Below are 17,832 nucleotides of genomic sequence, written 5' to 3'. Positions count from 1 at the left end.
TTACGCATACTTCACATTTACGTTTTATATGATCAAGTAGGAGATACTTTATGTCTTCGCGCTCGTCGCATAATGCTAAGCAATCAGACATAGATACAGAAGACGAATCACTTTCACCTTATCAAAGATATCAAGCTTTCAAAAAATTACAGAAACGAGAGCTTACAAACTTAGCTAAGTTTGAACGCACTTTGCCATTTGAGCTTGATGATTTTCAGAAGGAAGCAAATGAATCTTTAGAGAATGGCGATAATGTTCTGGTAGCAGCTCCTACCGGAGCAGGAAAAACAGTTATTGCTGATTTTGCTGTATTTTTAGCGCAAAAACGTGGTGTTAAAGCGTTTTACACTACACCAATGAAAGCTCTTAGTAATCAGAAATACCATGATTTATGCGAAGTTTATGGAGTTGATAAAGTAGGCCTGTTAACAGGAGATACTTCCGTAAATTCCGAAGCAGATATTGTAGTTATGACTACAGAAGTTCTTAGAAATATGCTTTACGAGAAGTCTATTACACTGCAATCTCTTGGTTTCGTTATTCTTGATGAGGTTCATTATTTAGCCGATAAGTTCCGTGGTGCTGTGTGGGAGGAAGTTATTATTCATCTTCCTAAAGATGTGCAAATTATTGGCTTATCAGCTACTGTTTCTAACGTAGAAGATTTTTCCGCTTGGCTTACTTCAGTACGTGGCAATACTCATCTTGTTATCGATGAGCATCGTCCTGTTCCTCTTGAAAGACACGTTGTAATACAAAAAGATGGGCAAACAGAACCTGAACTTTTAAATCTTTACGATTCTAAAAGCGTTACAAGCGCTAATAAGCGTGTTAATCCTACTCTTGCTAGACGTCTTTTGGAATTAGATCGTTATGCCTCTAAGAGAGCTAAATTCTCTAGAAATAGCAAACACGGTAGGGGAAAACTTTCTAAGTATTCTAATGGCCGTAACGAATCTAATAATAGTTCCAACGCTAAACGCCATACTCCTAAACGTTGGGCTGTTATAGATGAGCTTGATTATTTGAATATGCTTCCTGGAATTTATTTTATTTTTTCTCGCTCAGGCTGCGATCAAGCTGTACAGCAATGCTTAAACGCTGGTTTGACTCTCACAAGCGACGATGAAATGTATGAAATTCGCAAGATTGTGGATTCTATGGTGTCAGACCAGCTTTCCAAGGGAGATCTTCATGCTCTTCGATTTGAGCAATTCCGTTACGCTTTAGAACAGGGATTCGCAGCGCATCATGCTGGAATGATTGCACTATTCAGACATATTGTTGAAACTCTTTTTGAGCGCGGTCTTATAAAAGTTGTGTTCGCTACTGAAACTCTCGCTCTCGGATTAAACATGCCAGCTAGAAGTGTGGTTGTTGAAAAACTTGTTAAATTCGATGGAACTGGTCATGTTCCTCTTACTCCTGGAGAATTCACTCAGCTTACTGGCCGTGCTGGTAGAAGAGGTATTGACGATATTGGTCATGCTGTTCTTGTAGATAATGCTGATTTTGTGCCTCAACAAGCTGCAGCGCTTTCCAGTAAACGCGTTTATCCTCTTCACTCAAGTTTCGCTCCTACGTTTAATATGGCTGTGAATCTTTTGCACACTAGTGACACTGTAACTGCGAGAGAAACGCTTGATAAGTCTTTTGCTCAGTGGGAAGCAAATGAATCTGCTCAACGACTTCAAAATCGTATGAAAGAGCTTCAGGACGCTCTTAAAGGTTACGAGTATGCGTTCAAATGTGATAAAGGCGATTTTTCTGAATTTTTGAAATTGCGTATGCAGCTAAAAGATGCTCAGCATGATCAACGCCGTAAGTTGAAACACACTATATTTCGCACTGAATCTGAAAGAAGTGCTGCGTTTAAAGCTTTAGACGATAAGATAGATAAGCTTCGCAAAGAAGAAAGGAATCATCCTTGCGCAAGTTGTACTGATATTGTTGATCATCTTCGCTGGGGATATCATTGGATTCGCGAAAATAAAGAGCTTAGTCAAGTAAGTGAACGTTACGAAGCTCGTACTGGATCAGTAGTTAGAGAGTTTGACCGTATTTGTAACGTTCTTCGAGAACTAAATTATATTACGCAAAGCGATGATCATAGTGCAATGCAGCTTTTAACTGAACGAGGTCAGCTTTTAAGAAGACTTTACAATGAGCTTGATATAGTATTTGCCGAATGTATTTGTGGGGGAGTTTTCAATAATTTACGCCCTCAAGAGCTTGCTGCATGCCTTTCGGCTCTTGTATATGAGTCTCGTGGTTTTAGCGATGGAGAACCGCGAAGATATCCTGGAGGGCAAAAAGGAATAGTGTTTGAAAGAGTGTGCGCTATGAAGGATGTTTTCATGCAAACACAAGCCTTGTGCGATAAATCTCATTTGCCTGAACTTAGAACACTTGAATTTGGTGCAGTAGATATGATGTACGATTGGGTTCAAGGTGCTGAGTTGTCGGAAATTCTGCGCGATCATACTGATATTACCGGCGGCGACTTTGTTAGACAGTCTAAGCGACTGGTAGATATACTTACACAGCTTTCTGTTGCAGGAGAGTATCTTAAAGCTATCGACGGCGTAGATCCATATCTTGCCGATTGTGCTAGTGAAGCTGCAAAATTAATGAAAAGGGGAGTAGTAGCATATTCAGACGTATGATTATGCGAAATTATACGAAAACGCAAAATTTTAAATTCTTGAATATAGTCCGTATTATTAGATATTTTTGTAAGTAGATTTTTTAAGGAGTTACTATGGCAGAACGTAGTTTGCGCGGAATGAGTATTGGCGCAAAGTCGCTTGAATCTGATGACAATGTAGATTTTGCTGAGCGTAATGATATAGCATATGTGTGTCCTAAAGGTCATCGTACTATTCTTCCTTTTGCTCAGGGAGCTGAAATTCCAGAAGAATGGGAATGCCGCTGCGGAGCTATAGCTCATCGTGAAGGTGAAGACGATCGCCCTGAAGACGATTTTAACAAGCCAACTCGTACTCACTGGGATATGCTTTTGGAACGACGCAGCGAAGAAGAGCTTAAAACTTTGCTTGAGAAGCGTCTGAAAATGCATCATGAAGGTTGGATTCCTGATTATGAGTGATTGCTACTCAAAGATTTCCAGCGAGAACAAACGCAAGATTCTGCTGCTGGATCTTGATGGCACATTAACACAATCTGATGCTGGTATTATTGCTTGTGCAAAACTCGCAATGAGAGAATTAGGCCAGCCAATTCCTGATGATGCCGAAATGCAACGCTTTATCGGGCCGTCAATTCTAGAATCTTTCCAGCGTAATCATATGCCTGAAAGCCTGCAGAAAAAAGGCGTTGCTTTATATCGCAAGTATTATTCAGAAGTAGCAACTTTTGACGATCCCAAAAATCCTGGTCATAAAATTCCTGGATGCTTGCTTAATAGAGTGTATGATGGCATTCCTGAGCAGCTTGTAGCTTTGCGAGAATCGGGTTTTTATATGGTTACTGCTTCTTGTAAGCCTGAGTATCAGATTAAGCCTATTTGTGATTATTTTGGATTAACAACGCTTATTGACGGCATTTACGGCGCAAGTCGCGATATGTCTAGAATTACGAAGCCTCAAGTTATTCGTTACGTTTTTGACAACATTCATTACGATCCGTCTTGTGGAGATTTGGCACTTATGATTGGTGATCGTTGGACTGATGCTGACGGCGCAAAAGATTGTGGACTTGATTGCTTAGGTTGCGCTTGGGGTTACGCTGAGCCGGGTGAATTGGCTTCTCACGGATCATACAGGATTATTGATACTGTAAGTGAACTTTGTAGCGCAGTTAACGAGTATTTCAAAATCCGATAATGTACGTTATGTCAAATTAGATATTTTTTATAAAAGTAACTACATAAAAGTAACTCTGCAAATATCAACAATCCACTATTTATACATTTGATTCTTATAGATCTACTTCTTATCTGTTACAGAAACAGAATAAAAAGAGTAAACAATCATGCAAATTAAAATCACAAAAGCAAAACCAACGCTAGTAAATTCTACAGGAACAACAAAAGCATGCAGCTGCTCAAAAGTTTCATCAGAAATAAGATTATAAAAATCGCAAACACACACGAGAATATACGACAAAATCATAAGCGGCCACGCACTGCAATATAAAGCAATACAATTCCAAGAAACTAACGGCGGCCGGTAAGAAGGCTTATACGAGGAAACATCCCCACCAATACTCTTAATATATTTCCTATCTCTACTTAACTTTTCCCTATATTTAGAAATTGGTATAAGGAACATAAAAAAGCTAATTAAGAAAATAATCAAAACCGAAACCCACAAAACAATTATTGCACATGCAAGAATATTACTAAGAGCATCATCGCTAAACATGTTAAACATAATTAGATCCCTAAACTTTACCTGTACTATATTCTTGTACTAAAAAATATTCTAATCATCTTCAATACACGTAGAAAACTCTTCAGATTCAAGAGAAGACTCTACTTTGCTCATAATATTAGAAAGAGACAAAACAACAACAGCATCACCATCAGCAAGCATCTGCTGCATATTTCGCTGATTTGCATCACACTCTTTAACACAGCAGCCATTACACAATATAGTCATATCACTAAGTCGAGCAAAAGAATGACGATCTAAAAACATGATAGCAGTAGTAACATTCTGCAAATTCATTCCAGCATCAAGCAAACGTTTAGCAACAGCCATAATTGCTATATCTTTAGTAGAATACAAACGCCTAGATCCAGAACCATGAGAAGGATTAACAGAAGGTTCAATAATACGTTTACGAGCCCAATAATCAAGCTGACGGTAAGTTATACCCGCAATTTTCATAGCAACACTACCACGATAACCGCGTATATTCTCACTCTCAGGAGCAAACGCAAACAACTCCCCCTGCACTGGAGTCTCAAAAAACTGACTCTCAGAACCTTCCACGTTTGCTCTCATATCCAACCTTGAAATATAAAAAAATATAAAAAACCGAGAAGCAGTGTGAGCAACGCAACTCTTATATTAAAATCACGCAGCTCACACAAGACTCTATCACTCACATAAAGTGAATAAACAAACACTCTACATAAGTTAATCGAACATACACGAAACTCGCAAAAAATGTGTTCTATAAAATTACCGAATCATTCTACTAAATCATTCAGAATAATTATTAGGCAACGCATCATAAGAGAAAAATACCAAGCGGAATTTACCAATCATGATCTCATCGCCATTACGCAACACAGCCTCATCGACACGCTTCCTATTAACGTAAGTACCATTCAAACTACCTGCGTCAGTAATTGTGAAAGTATCACCGTAACGGCGAAAAACAGCATGCGAACGAGAAACAGTAGAATCATCTAATAAAATATCAGCATGAGGATCTCTACCAACTGAAACAACATTCTCATCAAGCAAATAACGAGAACCAGACACAGCTCCCCTAGTAGAAATCAACAGTGCAGTACCAGGCGAAAGCTTAGAAATAGTATCAAGATCATCCTGCCTTAAAGGACGATCTGAAGTAGAAGTAATAGGAATACGTATGGCTGGCATACCAATAATAGTGGTTTCGCCAGCGGTAGGAATCGGTTCAGTCATAATTGCTATTCTACCTTGTTACTCGACCGGTTTTGCATATTGATACTGTTTTGGTTCGCGTGTCGTAGTAATTTCTACTTCCTCAGGCGTTGACACGTAAACTGACGCGCCGAATTTAACTTTTAGCCTAGAGCCAACACCACCAGCAATATTGACAGCATTTTGCAAATTCTGAGGGTCTCCGATAGCTTTTACAACATACGGAGGCTCAATAGAAACACCATCACAAAGCAATCCATGTTTAGTATCTGAAATATATGTTGATGTTACAATGCGTATGTCATTAATAGACATAACCTCTACCCCAGCGTTACGCAGCTCCTCAATAAGCTGAAACATTGTGGCAGAATCAACCCTATCTTTATCACCATCAGTAATATTAATAACTACGCCTTTACCAACAGCAGGAAGACGGCCAGAAATAATTCCGTTAGTCTCAGCATTTTGACGCGCAATGCGACGAGCTTCTTTCTGCTTATCAACTGAAGCTTGTAAAGAATTAAGCTGACCGCTCAACTCACTTTTTCGTTGCTCTAAATTTTGAATTTGCGAATTAGTTTCAGTAATAAGTCTAGTAAGCTCCTCCTCATTCATAGTTTCATAAAGAGAAGTTGTACTGTTATTAATCTGAATCATGTACGCAAAACCAAGCAAAGCGCACAAAAACATCATAAGCAATCCAGTAATAATACGAGTACGAGTGGTGTGCTCACTTAAAGAAGGCTTAAGTTTACGACGAACAACAGGAAATGACCCAGTTTGAGTTAAATCACTTTCCTTATCTTTCGCATGCTGACGGTGAAGCTTACGAACTATATCATCTTTATTAGGCGTAGAGAAAAGAGGTGCCATCTTAACTCCTGAAAATAAAACGTCTAATTGCAGAAACGTTAGAGAAGATACGAATACCTAAAACAACAATAACCGCAGTCTGAAGTTGAGCTCCAACACCAAGCTGATTACCAAGCAGAACAAGCAAAGTAGCAGCAATAACATTAGAGAAGAATGAAATAACAAAAACTTTATCAGAGAAATTACGCTCACAGTAAGCTCTTGCAGCGCCAAGCAAAGCATCTAACGCAGCAACAACCATAATTGGCAAATATGGTTGAATAACAATTGGTATATCAGGATGGACAACAATACCAATCAGTGCTCCTATAATCAAACCAAGAATTGCTGCCATAATCTACCTTCTGCCTTCCTTGTTCTCTTTTCCCATAATCATTTTTCCTTTGCAAATTTCAAATCGCCAGTTCCAGCGGCAGATAATTTAATCATATCCGAAGTCGTAATTTGCGGATTCATACCAGCATTAGTCAAAGACGCATACCATGGCGAAAGTTTAGCCTCATCAAGTTTCCTAATAATATTGTCACGATTACCAATCGCCTCAATAACATAAGGACTTTGAGTTTGATTTACACCAACTAATACAGTTTGACCGGCAGTACGAATTGAAGTTTGAGCACCCAAACGATGACCATTAACAGATATAGCTTCGGCACCAGCATTCCACAATATTGATACAAAAATTTGTATATCTCGATCGGTAATAACTCGAACTTTAGCGCCCTTAGCCTCACGAGGCAATGTCGAACCAACAGCATCAGAAGTAGCAACCATCGGATTTGCTACAGTAATCACAACTCCTGAGCCAGAAACAGCTCGCGTACCATTAGTAATATCGTCTGATTGAACAAGTTTATCTTCTTCAGGCGTAATCATACGCTGAGATTCTTTATTAACACTATTCTTTAGCGATGAAACTTCCTGAACTAAACTATCAAAACGATTAGTATGCTCAACTAACTCGTTAGCAAGAGAATTACGAATCGCTTTACGAGGATCAGTATGAAGTCTACGAACAAACTGACTACCAACTGTTCCTATAGCAATACAAATAATAAATACTACAATTCTAGTAATCCAGCGGCTTACTACACCAACTTCTTGCCTACCCAGCCTAGAATCCATAAAAAGCGGATCTACAGGTCGATTAATCAAATCGTCAATAAGCTTCAACGAATAGTCATCAACATAACGCCTACGATCATGCTGACTAGCAAAACGGTTCACATTCCGAGTTGCGTGATGAGTATCGATATTAAAAATTGAAGTAGAAAAAACTGCACGCCTACGCGCAAGAGAAGAACCGTCTTGAGCAGGAAACGACACGGGAATCGGAGCTAACACTTCAGGCAAAAACTCACTATGCACGCTCAAATCTTGAGCATGCTCTACAGAGTTTTCAGCATCATCACGATATCCCAAACTGCCACACCTCGCATAACTAAATTAATACTCTGCAATCAGCGCTTAGCGCTTTTTGAAAAGTAAACAATATGCTTGACGAACATACATGATTCCCGCACACCAATACAAGACAATACCCCAAATTCCGCAAGAAAGAGCTGCAGCGTAAAGGAGAGAAACAATCACGGAAGCAGGAGAAGCATAAACGACCATCAGAGACACAATAGTGAGCATAATTAACGCAGTGCCAGTTTTACCCATAAAGTTAACAGGTAACGGTCCATAACCGTATTGAGCTAATAGCAAAATCACTACAGCCATAGTAGCATCTCGCAATATAATCAATCCCAAAGCTGCCCAAGGAATGACATTAGCGTAAGCAAGAGCAAGAGTACTAAAAACAATAAGCAAACGATCAGCAATAGGATCAAGAATCTGACCAAGCTTACTTACCTGATTAAAAGTCCTAGCTATATAACCGTCTACGCAATCAGAAAAAGCAGAAACAGCAAGAATAATCAACGCCAATAACATGTCATGATGCGCAATAAGCCAAGCAACGTATGGTATTGAACAAATACGCAAAAAACTTATTAAATTAGGCACAGTAAAAACGTTATTACGCGCTTCTGGACTATACTCCTTATCCGAAGCAGATGTAGTCATAAAAAGTCCTCCAATGCACCATAACGCGTCTAATACTGCCATTGTACATGCTATAGCACTACAATCAATCCAACTAACTTACAGCAGAAACCCACATTCAAAATAAAACACTGCACAATCTAAATAATCAGAAAGTACAAAATCGGGGACATTACAAATGCCCCCGATTTAAAAAACTATGCGCGCCAAGCGGCTTGAGCAGTTTGACGAATAGTCTCAATAGCCTCAGATGGGCTTTCAGCTCCGTAAACTGCAGATCCTGCAACTAGCACGTCAGCGCCAGCTTCAGCAACCGTTGCTGCAGTCGAAGGGCTAACTCCTCCATCAACCTGAATATGAGTCTGCAATCCACGACGAGTAATTTCGTCACGCAAACGACGAACCTTATTCATCTGATTACTCAAAAACTTCTGACCACCAAAACCTGGCTCAACGGTCATAATAAGAACCATGTCAAATTCGTCAAGAATGTCGAAAATAGGTTCCACAGGTTCTGCAGGACGCACAGCAAAACATGCTTTGCAACCCATAGAACGCAACTGACGAGCTAAACGCACAGGAGCATGAGTGGCTCCCATATGGAAGCTTACAGAATCAGCTCCAAGCTTCGCGTACTCAGGAGCCCAACGGTCAGGATCCTCAATCATAAGATGCACGTCAACAGGCAAATCTGTAACTTCACAAATACGCTTAACAATAGGTTCGCCTAAAGTTAAGTTCGGTACAAAGTGGTGATCCATCACATCAACGTGAACAAGATCCGCATTTGAAATCGCAACAAGATCTCGTTCAAGATTGCAAAAATCTGCGGAAAGAATACTAGGTGCTATTTGTATATTCATGGGTTCCATTCTAAGAAATACAAGAGACTACAGCATAAAACTTTATTTTGCTTGACGCTGAATTTCCATCTCATCAGATGTAATATCAATAAGTTTTTTAGAAAGCTCACTGCGAGTTTGTTTACTCTTCTGCAAATAAGCAAAAACAAATACCGAAAGAATAAACACGATGATAGAAACCCACACATTAATTCTCACACCCAAGAAAAGATGCGAAAAATCAATACGCAACGCTTCAATCCACGCTCTTCCAGCAGTGTACCAAATCACATACAGAACAAATATTGAACCAGCTTTCAAACGTTCAGAAAGCATTTTACCGAATCCAATAAGCAAAGCAGCACCAACAAAATTCCATATCATTTCGTACAAAAAAGTTGGATGGAAAAGAGTTCCAGCAGGACAAGTAGAACCATCGTAGCAACTCTCAAAATTACCGATAGCGCTACCCGTATTATTTATCTTCAATCCCCAAGGAAGAGTTGTAGGAGCACCATAAAGCTCTTGGTTAAACCAATTGCCTAAACGACCTATGCCCTGCGCTATAAGCAACGCAGGAGCTGCAGCATCAGCTAACAAAGCAGTAGGATAATGTTTATGCATGCACCAGAACCATGCAGCCAATGCACCTAAAACAATGCCACCCCAAATACCTAAGCCGCCATTCCAAATACGAAATATTTCGAAAAAATCTCCATGAGAACCAAAGAAACGTTCAGGAGTTGTAATCACATGGTATAAACGAGCACCAATAATGCCAAAAGGAATACTTACTAAAGAAAGATCAATAATCTGATCGAAACTGCCGCCACATCGTTTCCAACGGCGAGAAATAATATACATAGCAACAGCAATACCAAGAAGTATAGCTAGTGCATAACAACGAATAGTAATTGGGCCGATAGAAAACTTTGAAAAGCTCGGCGAAGGAATATAAGCGAGATACATGGGCAAAATTCTAGTATTAGCCCATGATTGATAAAAAATAAATATATTACAGTTTTGCAAATCCAAGCAAAACCATAAGAACTGGGCTACAAAGAAGAATAGAATCTACGCGATCTAATACCCCGCCATGACCCTTAAGTAAATGACCCATGTCCTTAATGCCAATATCACGCTTAAGCATAGAAGCACATAAGTCTCCAAAAGTTCCAACTACGCCGGAAAGAGCACCCATAACGAATGGAATCCACCAATACGATAACCAACTATTACCGTAGAATCCGGCGACAATAGCATAAGCTCCTATAATCGCCAAAAACATTGAGCCAAGCAAACCCTCAACTGACTTTTTAGGAGAAATTCTCGGAGAAAGCTTATGCTTGCCAAGCCACGCACCAGCAAATAATCCGCCTGTATCACTTAAAGCAGGTAAAAACACTAGCAGCATGGCATGTGCCATAGAATATTTAGTATCCGTTAAGGTAAGAATTAGACAAGACGCAAGAAGAGGTATATATAAAACAACAAACAGAGAAGCAGACATATTAGTAAGAGTATTGCGCTCTAAATCAAAAGTAGAAGTTCTCTGTAATTTTTTCTCAACAGCCTGCATAGTTCTAGCAGATACAGTACTACTAAGAGTTGCAGCAATAACAGTCAACAGCAAAGAAGCCGCAATACCACTAGCCATTGCTACAGCATGCCATTTAGCGTAGTATGTTGCGAATATTGTTGATAAAGAGCATAAAGATAAAACAACGAAAGGAATATGTAATCCTATAGTTGCAAAATCTACATGCAATTCCCAAAGTGCTAATACCATAAAAACAGACAGCAGCACAACAAAAGCATCAGTACTAATAAGCAAGCATCCAACAATAACCGCAATTAAAACTACAGCAGTCGCAATAGCTTGAGGCATATTGCGACCTGTACGACGATTAATATCATCTAATGTTTCATGGGCGTTGTAAGAATTCTTTTGCGACGATAACTCAGCAGAAGCTAGCTTACTGGAGTTATCATTAACTAATTCATTTTTCGCACTTATATCATCATGATTAAGTTGATTCATACAACACCCATTTATTAATACTTATAGGAGATCTTACTAAAATCAGACTTCCATAATTTCTTTCTGCTTACCTTCAAGCAGAGAATCTAAGGAATCAGTGATTTGCTTAGTAAGCTTATCGAGATCCTTCTGTAAACGATCGCCTTCATCTTCGCCCATATCGCCATCTTTAACAGACTTGTCGATATTTTCCTTAGCCTTACGACGAATATTACGAACAGCAACCTTGCCTTCTTCAGCCTTAAGCTTAGCGAGTTTAACGTACTCTTTACGACGTTCTTCTGTAAGTTCTGGCATTGTTACTCTAATAACATTGCCGTCACGATTTGGACTTACACCCAAATCAGAGTCACGTATAGCTTTCTCAACAGCGTTAGCCTGCGAAGCGTCAAAAGGAGTGACAGAAAGCGTACGAGGCTCTGGAACTCCAATAGAAGCAACAGCTTTAATTGGTGTTGGAGCACCATAGTAATCTACCATAATGCCGTTAAGTAATGCAGGATTAGCACGACCAGTTCTAATACCAACAAAATTTTCCTTAGTAGCTTCAACAGACTTATTCATCTGTTCACGAGCCTGGTCAATAATACCTGACATGTGTGTTCTCCTGTCATCAGTCAATTTTCACAATATAATTTACGAAATTACAATATTCAAATGCTACGCAAATTTCGTTTTAAGCAAATGTAGGTTCAGCATCGGATACAAGAGTACCAATTTGTTTACCAATCAGTGCGCTTGTAACATTACCATCGCCTTCCAAACCAAATACTCGAATCTTCTGCTTATTATCTCTAGCCATAGAAAGAGCAGAAGCATCCATAACAGCTAAACCATCAACAAGAGCTTTATTGTAGCTAAGTGTGACAAATTTTCTAGCATTTGAATCTTTACGAGGATCCGCACTATAAACTCCATCAACACCATTCTTGCCCATGAGAACTTCATCACAGTGAATTTCCAAAGAACGCTGAATAGATACAGTATCTGTAGAGAAGTATGGCATACCTGCACCGGCACCAAAAATAACTACACGACCTTTTTCAAGATGCCGAATTGCTTTCAACGGAATATACGGTTCAGCTACTTGCCCCATTGTAATAGCAGTTTGTACGCGAGTTGCCTGGCCAGCTTGCTCAAGAAAATCTTGAAGTGCAAGACAGTTCATAACAGTGCCGAGCATTCCCATATAATCGCCGCGGCTACGATCTATACCAGCCTGCTGTAACTCAGCACCACGGAAGAAATTACCGCCACCAACAACGATAGCAACTTGAACACCCTGCTGCACTGCAGTAACAATCTCACCAGCGATTCTACGAATCACATGAGTATCAATGCCAACAGCTCCACCACCAAATGCTTCTCCCGAAAGTTTTAATAACACTCTACGGGACTTGCTTTCCTCCGCTTGTGCGATAGTCATAGATCCTCCAGTCCTCACAGCGAATGCAAGCATATCATTGCTATGGTATCCGTCAACAACGACACCTAAAACACAAATATAAAAAATGAGCTACGCGCAAAGATTGCACATAGCTCATTTAATTAAGAACCAGATTTGATTCTTATTATAAGCGATGCTTATTCAGCAGCACCCTTGCCAACCTCAAGACGAGCGAAAGCCAAAGCGGTACCGCCAACTTCCTTGAACAAGTCACCAACGCTCTTGGAAGGATCCTTTACGTAAGCCTGCTCGAGAAGCACAGTTTCCTTGAAGAAGGCATTCATACGGCCTTCAACAATCTTTGGAACAATCTTCTCTGGCTTGCCTTCAGCCAAGGACTTCTCGGTAGCAACACGACGCTCAGATTCCAAAACTTCCTCTGGAACATCTTCGCGACGAAGCCACTGAGCACCCATAGCGGAAATCTGCAAAGCAGCTTCATGAGCGACCTTAGCGCCAGCTTCATCAGTAGCAATCATGGACACGATGCTTGGAGGCAACTCCACGGACTTCTTATGAGCATAAATCTCAACGTGTGGACCGCTTACCTTAGCAACCTGGCCAACCTTGACGTGCTCACCGAACAAGGCAGCTGCTTCTTCAACAGCTTCCTTAACGGTTGCATCTCCAGCCTTAGCTGCTAAAACTTCTTCCGCAGTGGAAGCAGAAGCATCAATAGCATGGTTAAGAACAGTTTCAGAGAACTCAACAAACTTTGGAGTCTTAGCAACAAAGTCAGTTTCAGAGTTCACTTCAACTGCGTAACCGGTTTCGCCTTCATCGGACTTTACAACCTTAGAAGCGATGGTGCCTTCCTGAGCCTTTCGGCCTTCACGCTTACCAGCGGCCTGAATACCCTTAGCGCGGATAATCTCCTTAGCGCGAGCAACGTCGCCTTCAGCTTCAGTAAGAGCTTTTTTAACGTCCATCATGCCGGCGCCAGTTTCTTCACGCACCTGCTTGATCAACGCTGCAGTAATTGCTGCCATTTTGTTCTCCTCATATCAATATGATTCACAGTAAAGATGCAAACGTACTAAAAATAAGCAATACGATTAACACAGCTTTACTGAATGAATCTTAGCTTATCAGGCCTTTGCTTCAGACTTCTCTTCCTTAGCAGGCTCAGCCTCAGCTTCACCTTCCTTGGTAAGAAGTTCCTTCTCCCAAGCTGCCATTGGCTGTGCCTCAGCACCATCAGCCTTAGCACCCTTGCCAGCATGCTCAAGCAAACCTTCAGCCACAGCATCAGCCATCAAGCTGGTAAGAAGTTCAACGCCGCGAATTGCATCGTCATTAGCTGGAATTGGATACTCAACAGCTTCAGGATCAGTGTTTGTATCAACAATAGCTATAACAGGAATACCAAGCTTATGAGCTTCTTCAACAGCCAAAGCTTCCTTGTTGATGTCAACCACGAACATAGCAGAAGGCGTACGGTTCATGTTACGAATACCGCCGAGCTGCTTCGAAAGCTTATCCTTCTCACGCTCAAGAAGCAAAAGCTCCTTCTTAGTTAATCCGGATCCACGCACATCGCTGAAGTCCATTTCTTCAAGTTCCTTCAAGCGCTTTACGCGAGTGGAAACGGTCTGGAAGTTTGTCAACATACCACCAAGCCAACGTTCGCTAACATAAGGCATGTTTACGCGAGTTGCTTGATTCTGAACAGCTTCCTGAGCCTGCTTCTTAGTGCCTACGAATAAAACAGTACCGTTGTGAGCAACAGTCTGCTTAATGAAATCGTAAGCCTTGTCAATCATGTCGAGTGACTTGAACAAATTGATGATATGAATACCATTGCGCTGAGTAAGAATGAACTGCTTCATCTTTGGATTCCAGCGACGAGTCTGATGTCCGAAGTGCAAACCAGCCTTCAGCATTTCACTCATGGTAATCTGTGCCATATCATTATACCTTTCTTGTCGGTTCTTGCCTGGCCATGTCTGTTCGCATGCAACTTGGTTTAACTTACGTATAAAACCCAAGCCGACCGACACGAACGGACGCGTACATGGCGCGTATTTGCGTGTCTGATAGACAATAAAAAGCGAGCAATCATATAACGCGACAATACTCATGCTCAAAATTGACACGCGAATGTTGATTATACCAGAAGAGCACTACTAAAAAGTCAGTGTTGTTACCGCAAAACACGGCAGCAACACTGACTGAATAAATTAATAAAAACGAGACTAAAAAGCGATTAAAACAAAATAGTAAAAATTAACGCGTTTTACTTCTCAGATCTCGCAACGCTTGTTTACGAACATCTTTTTCGAGTCTATCAAGATAAATATGCCCATCAAGATGATCGCACTCATGCTGCAACATGCGCGCCATAAGACCTTCACCCTCTAATACTATTTCTTTACCGTCAAGATCTATGCCACGAACACGCGCATAATTAGCTCTGCGAGTCTTGTACCATAAACCTGGAACAGATAAGCAGCCTTCATCGTCGTACTGCTCTCCGCTGAGCTCCTCAATAACAGGATTCAGAATATATCCAATACGACCATCAATATTGTATGAGAAAGCTCGCAAACTCACGCCAATCTGATTTGCAGAAAGCCCTGCACGACCAGGATCATTCACAGTCTCAAGTAAATCTTCAACTAAATGCCTAACAGAGGCATTAATATCACGTATTTCGTCGCAAGTAGTACGAAGTACAGGATCTGGGATTACTCGAATAGTACGAATAGTCACAAAAATCTCCTTAACACATAGAAGCACAAGTAAAATCAGAAAACATACCAACTAAAGATAGTACACATACTCAGCTTACTTTCAAGCTAAAAACTACTATTTTTGTTTACTATTATCTTCAGCAGATTCAGAATTATTATCACAATCTTCATTTAATTCTGAAGAGTCTTCACTAAAATGCTTCAAATGAGTGGTAGCTTGATCCAAAGCCTGACGAACACGAGGAGTAACAGCCTCTTGTGCCTGCTTAACCGTTTCCTGAGCTTGCTTAACTGTTTCAGTAGTCTTATCTAATATTTTCACAGTCGCAGGAAGTGGACGAGTGTTAGGCTTAGGAGCATACAGCTGCGTTTCAATAATATCTGCGTAGCGAGCAAGAATCTTTGGACGAACTATTTTCATGCTAGGTGTCAAAGTACCATTATCTTGAGTAAATTCCTCACTCAAAACAACAAACTTACGGACAGACTCAGCCCTAGAAACTGTACTGTTCGCCTGATCTATAAACTGTTGCACAACAGAGCGAACAGCATCATTACTTGCAACTTTCTCCATAGATAATGAAGTATCCATACCCTGATTCTTTAGCCAAGAACGAACCATATCAGGATCAAGCTCAATAAGAGCAGATACAAACGGCTTGCCATCACCAACTATTACCGCATGAGAAACTAGCGGACACTGAGAAATAATATTTTCCATAGGAGCTGGACTAATATTCTTTCCACCTGCAGTGATAATTATATCTTTCTTACGACCAGTAATAGAAAGGAATCCTTCATCATCTATTTCACCAAGATCACCAGAATGCAGCCATCCATCTTTATCAAGAACCTCATCAGTAAGATCAGGCCTATTATAATAGCCCATAAAAACGTTAGGACCTTTAATCATAACCTCATCATCATCAGCTAAACGAATAGTAATTCCAGGACCTGGGCGACCAACAGAACCAACTTGATTAGCATGCTCGAAATTAACAACACATGGAGCTGCAGTTTCAGTCATACCATAACCTTGAATAAAAGTTATGCCATCAAGACCATTGAAGAAATGCGCCAAATCAGCATTAATAGGAGCACCACCGCATGCAAGCCAAGCTAAATTAGGACCCAATGCTGAGCGAATAGAAGATCCTACAGTGCGCATATAGAAATTGTGATGTATACGCGCTGATAAAGAATGCGATCTACCTTCTACGCTGTCTTTAGACCATTTAATGAAATGCTTAACAGCCTTGGCAAAAATACGTCCACGAATACCCGCTCCAGCTTTTTGAGATGCTGCGTTATACACCTTCTCAAACACACGTGGAACTCCCAAAAGATATGTAGGTTTGAAACTGCGCAAATCTGCAAGTAAATGCTTCGCATTAGGAACGTAAGCAATAACTCCGTGCGCACCAATAGCAACATACTGTATATAGCGCGCAAAGCAATGTGCCAACGGAAGGAATAAAAGCAAACGACTTGGTTTATAAAGCATTTCGTTTAGAACATCATAGCCTGCGAAAACAATATGAGTAAAGTTGCGATGCGAAAGCATAGCTCCCTTAGGTTTTCCTGTTGAGCCAGATGTATAAACAATAGTAGACAAATCATCTGCGTGAACTGCATTGATTGCATTATTAAGTTCTTCATCTGCAACAGACTTACCAAAATCAGTTACAGCACCAATACCGCCAGCTTTAAAATTAAAAACTGCTTTAAGAGTAATTTTCTTATTGTCTTGACGGACTCTCTCTAAACATTGCGCATGCTCACTGTCACCAGCAAAAGCAATTACTGGCTTCACTTCCGCAATAATATCAGCAGCTTGTAAAGCAGAATCAGTTTCATAAATTGGGATACTTACAGCGCCAATACAAGCGCAAGCAAAATCGACAACACCCCACTCATAACATGTTGCTGAATAAATAACAACTTTTGATCCATGAGTAACGCCAAGAGCAATTAATCCTCTTGCTACCGAACGAACCTTTGAAAGCATGTCAGCAGCAGTAACATCATGCCATTGACGAGTATCATCATCTTGCCACTGTGCAATTAAACCTTGAGGGTCATGCATCGCCCTATTGGCAAGCAATGAATAAATTGTGTCACCATCTTTAGTTGGGTGAATAGACTCTACAGAAAATTCTCGCAGCATGCTTTTTATTGTACGTGATTAAATATGCCGACACGAACAAAATATATACAAAAATATTCACACAAAATTATCTATTTTTACAAAAACATTCGTACAAACGACAATACAACTAAAAGATAT

Annotated in this window: 19 protein-coding genes; 3 read left to right on the top strand and 16 right to left on the bottom strand. The window is 40.3% G+C overall.

Annotated elements, in window-relative coordinates; genetic code table 11:
• The first annotated feature begins 50 nt into the window (after positions 1-50).
• The 3 genes from ACPFYS_RS00515 (at position 51) to ACPFYS_RS00505 (ending at position 3,845) form a co-directional block, all read left to right on the top strand.
• Entirely contained in the window at positions 51-2,666 is a 2,616-nt protein-coding gene (locus ACPFYS_RS00515) for a DEAD/DEAH box helicase (protein ID WP_427876884.1), read from the top strand.
• A 95-nt stretch (positions 2,667-2,761) separates the two neighbouring features.
• Complete coding sequence (locus ACPFYS_RS00510) at positions 2,762-3,109, top strand: RNA polymerase-binding protein RbpA (protein WP_427876882.1); 348 nt, start codon at positions 2,762-2,764, stop codon at positions 3,107-3,109.
• Positions 3,102-3,845 (top strand): HAD hydrolase-like protein, encoded by a 744-nt coding sequence (locus tag ACPFYS_RS00505; RefSeq protein WP_427876880.1) that lies wholly within the window; start codon positions 3,102-3,104, stop codon positions 3,843-3,845. Before ACPFYS_RS00510 ends, ACPFYS_RS00505 begins: the two co-directional genes overlap by 8 nt.
• Positions 3,846-3,947: 102 nt before the next feature.
• Here ACPFYS_RS00505 and ACPFYS_RS00500 read toward each other — a convergent pair whose 3' ends face one another.
• From ACPFYS_RS00500 to ACPFYS_RS00425, 16 genes are all read right to left on the bottom strand, one after another.
• Positions 3,948-4,394: a hypothetical protein gene (locus ACPFYS_RS00500; protein ID WP_427876878.1), complete on the bottom strand. Its 447-nt coding sequence runs from the start codon at positions 4,392-4,394 to the stop codon at positions 3,948-3,950.
• Positions 4,395-4,445: 51 nt separating this feature from the next.
• Positions 4,446-4,970, bottom strand: coding sequence for a MerR family transcriptional regulator (locus tag ACPFYS_RS00495; protein ID WP_427876876.1), 525 nt, complete (start codon positions 4,968-4,970; stop codon positions 4,446-4,448).
• Between the two features lie 201 nt (positions 4,971-5,171).
• Positions 5,172-5,621, bottom strand: a complete 450-nt coding sequence (locus tag ACPFYS_RS00490) for an FHA domain-containing protein (protein WP_427876874.1) — start codon at positions 5,619-5,621, stop codon at positions 5,172-5,174.
• A gap of 18 nt (positions 5,622-5,639) precedes the next feature.
• On the bottom strand, positions 5,640-6,473 hold the full coding sequence (locus ACPFYS_RS00485; RefSeq protein ID WP_427876872.1) for a DUF881 domain-containing protein: 834 nt from the start codon (positions 6,471-6,473) through the stop codon (positions 5,640-5,642).
• A 1-nt stretch (position 6,474) separates the two neighbouring features.
• Positions 6,475-6,807, bottom strand: a complete 333-nt coding sequence (locus tag ACPFYS_RS00480; protein WP_427876871.1) for a small basic family protein — start codon at positions 6,805-6,807, stop codon at positions 6,475-6,477.
• 38 nt (positions 6,808-6,845) lie between these two features.
• Entirely contained in the window at positions 6,846-7,847 is a 1,002-nt protein-coding gene (locus tag ACPFYS_RS00475) for a DUF881 domain-containing protein (protein WP_427877542.1), read from the bottom strand.
• Between the two features lie 93 nt (positions 7,848-7,940).
• On the bottom strand, positions 7,941-8,543 hold the full coding sequence (locus ACPFYS_RS00470; protein ID WP_427877540.1) for a CDP-alcohol phosphatidyltransferase family protein: 603 nt from the start codon (positions 8,541-8,543) through the stop codon (positions 7,941-7,943).
• A 176-nt stretch (positions 8,544-8,719) separates the two neighbouring features.
• Positions 8,720-9,385 carry a ribulose-phosphate 3-epimerase gene (gene rpe, locus ACPFYS_RS00465; protein ID WP_427877538.1) on the bottom strand — a complete coding sequence of 222 codons (666 nt, stop codon included), beginning with the start codon at positions 9,383-9,385 and terminating at the stop codon, positions 8,720-8,722.
• Between the two features lie 42 nt (positions 9,386-9,427).
• Positions 9,428-10,333, bottom strand: coding sequence for a prolipoprotein diacylglyceryl transferase (lgt, locus tag ACPFYS_RS00460; protein ID WP_427877536.1), 906 nt, complete (start codon positions 10,331-10,333; stop codon positions 9,428-9,430).
• A 46-nt stretch (positions 10,334-10,379) separates the two neighbouring features.
• Positions 10,380-11,405, bottom strand: coding sequence for a phosphatidate cytidylyltransferase (locus ACPFYS_RS00455; RefSeq protein ID WP_427876870.1), 1,026 nt, complete (start codon positions 11,403-11,405; stop codon positions 10,380-10,382).
• Positions 11,406-11,447: 42 nt separating this feature from the next.
• The gene (frr, locus tag ACPFYS_RS00450; RefSeq protein ID WP_427876868.1) at positions 11,448-12,002 is read right to left on the bottom strand and encodes a ribosome recycling factor; all 555 of its coding nucleotides are present in this window, start codon (positions 12,000-12,002) and stop codon (positions 11,448-11,450) included.
• 79 nt (positions 12,003-12,081) lie between these two features.
• Positions 12,082-12,831 carry a UMP kinase gene (pyrH, locus tag ACPFYS_RS00445; protein WP_427876865.1) on the bottom strand — a complete coding sequence of 250 codons (750 nt, stop codon included), beginning with the start codon at positions 12,829-12,831 and terminating at the stop codon, positions 12,082-12,084.
• Between the two features lie 158 nt (positions 12,832-12,989).
• On the bottom strand, positions 12,990-13,841 hold the full coding sequence (gene tsf / locus ACPFYS_RS00440) for a translation elongation factor Ts (protein WP_427876863.1): 852 nt from the start codon (positions 13,839-13,841) through the stop codon (positions 12,990-12,992).
• Positions 13,842-13,940: 99 nt separating this feature from the next.
• Positions 13,941-14,759, bottom strand: a complete 819-nt coding sequence (gene rpsB, locus ACPFYS_RS00435) for a 30S ribosomal protein S2 (protein ID WP_427876861.1) — start codon at positions 14,757-14,759, stop codon at positions 13,941-13,943.
• A gap of 319 nt (positions 14,760-15,078) precedes the next feature.
• Positions 15,079-15,564, bottom strand: a complete 486-nt coding sequence (gene def / locus ACPFYS_RS00430; RefSeq protein ID WP_427876859.1) for a peptide deformylase — start codon at positions 15,562-15,564, stop codon at positions 15,079-15,081.
• A gap of 96 nt (positions 15,565-15,660) precedes the next feature.
• Positions 15,661-17,712, bottom strand: a complete 2,052-nt coding sequence (locus ACPFYS_RS00425; protein WP_427876857.1) for an AMP-dependent synthetase/ligase — start codon at positions 17,710-17,712, stop codon at positions 15,661-15,663.
• Between the last annotated feature and the right edge of the window lie 120 nt (positions 17,713-17,832).

This window comes from Gardnerella sp. 2492, from assembly GCF_050320365.1.
Classification (GTDB): domain Bacteria; phylum Actinomycetota; class Actinomycetes; order Actinomycetales; family Bifidobacteriaceae; genus Bifidobacterium.
The sequence above is the reverse complement of the archived record's forward strand: the minus strand, read 5'-3'. Positions and strand labels throughout refer to the sequence as shown.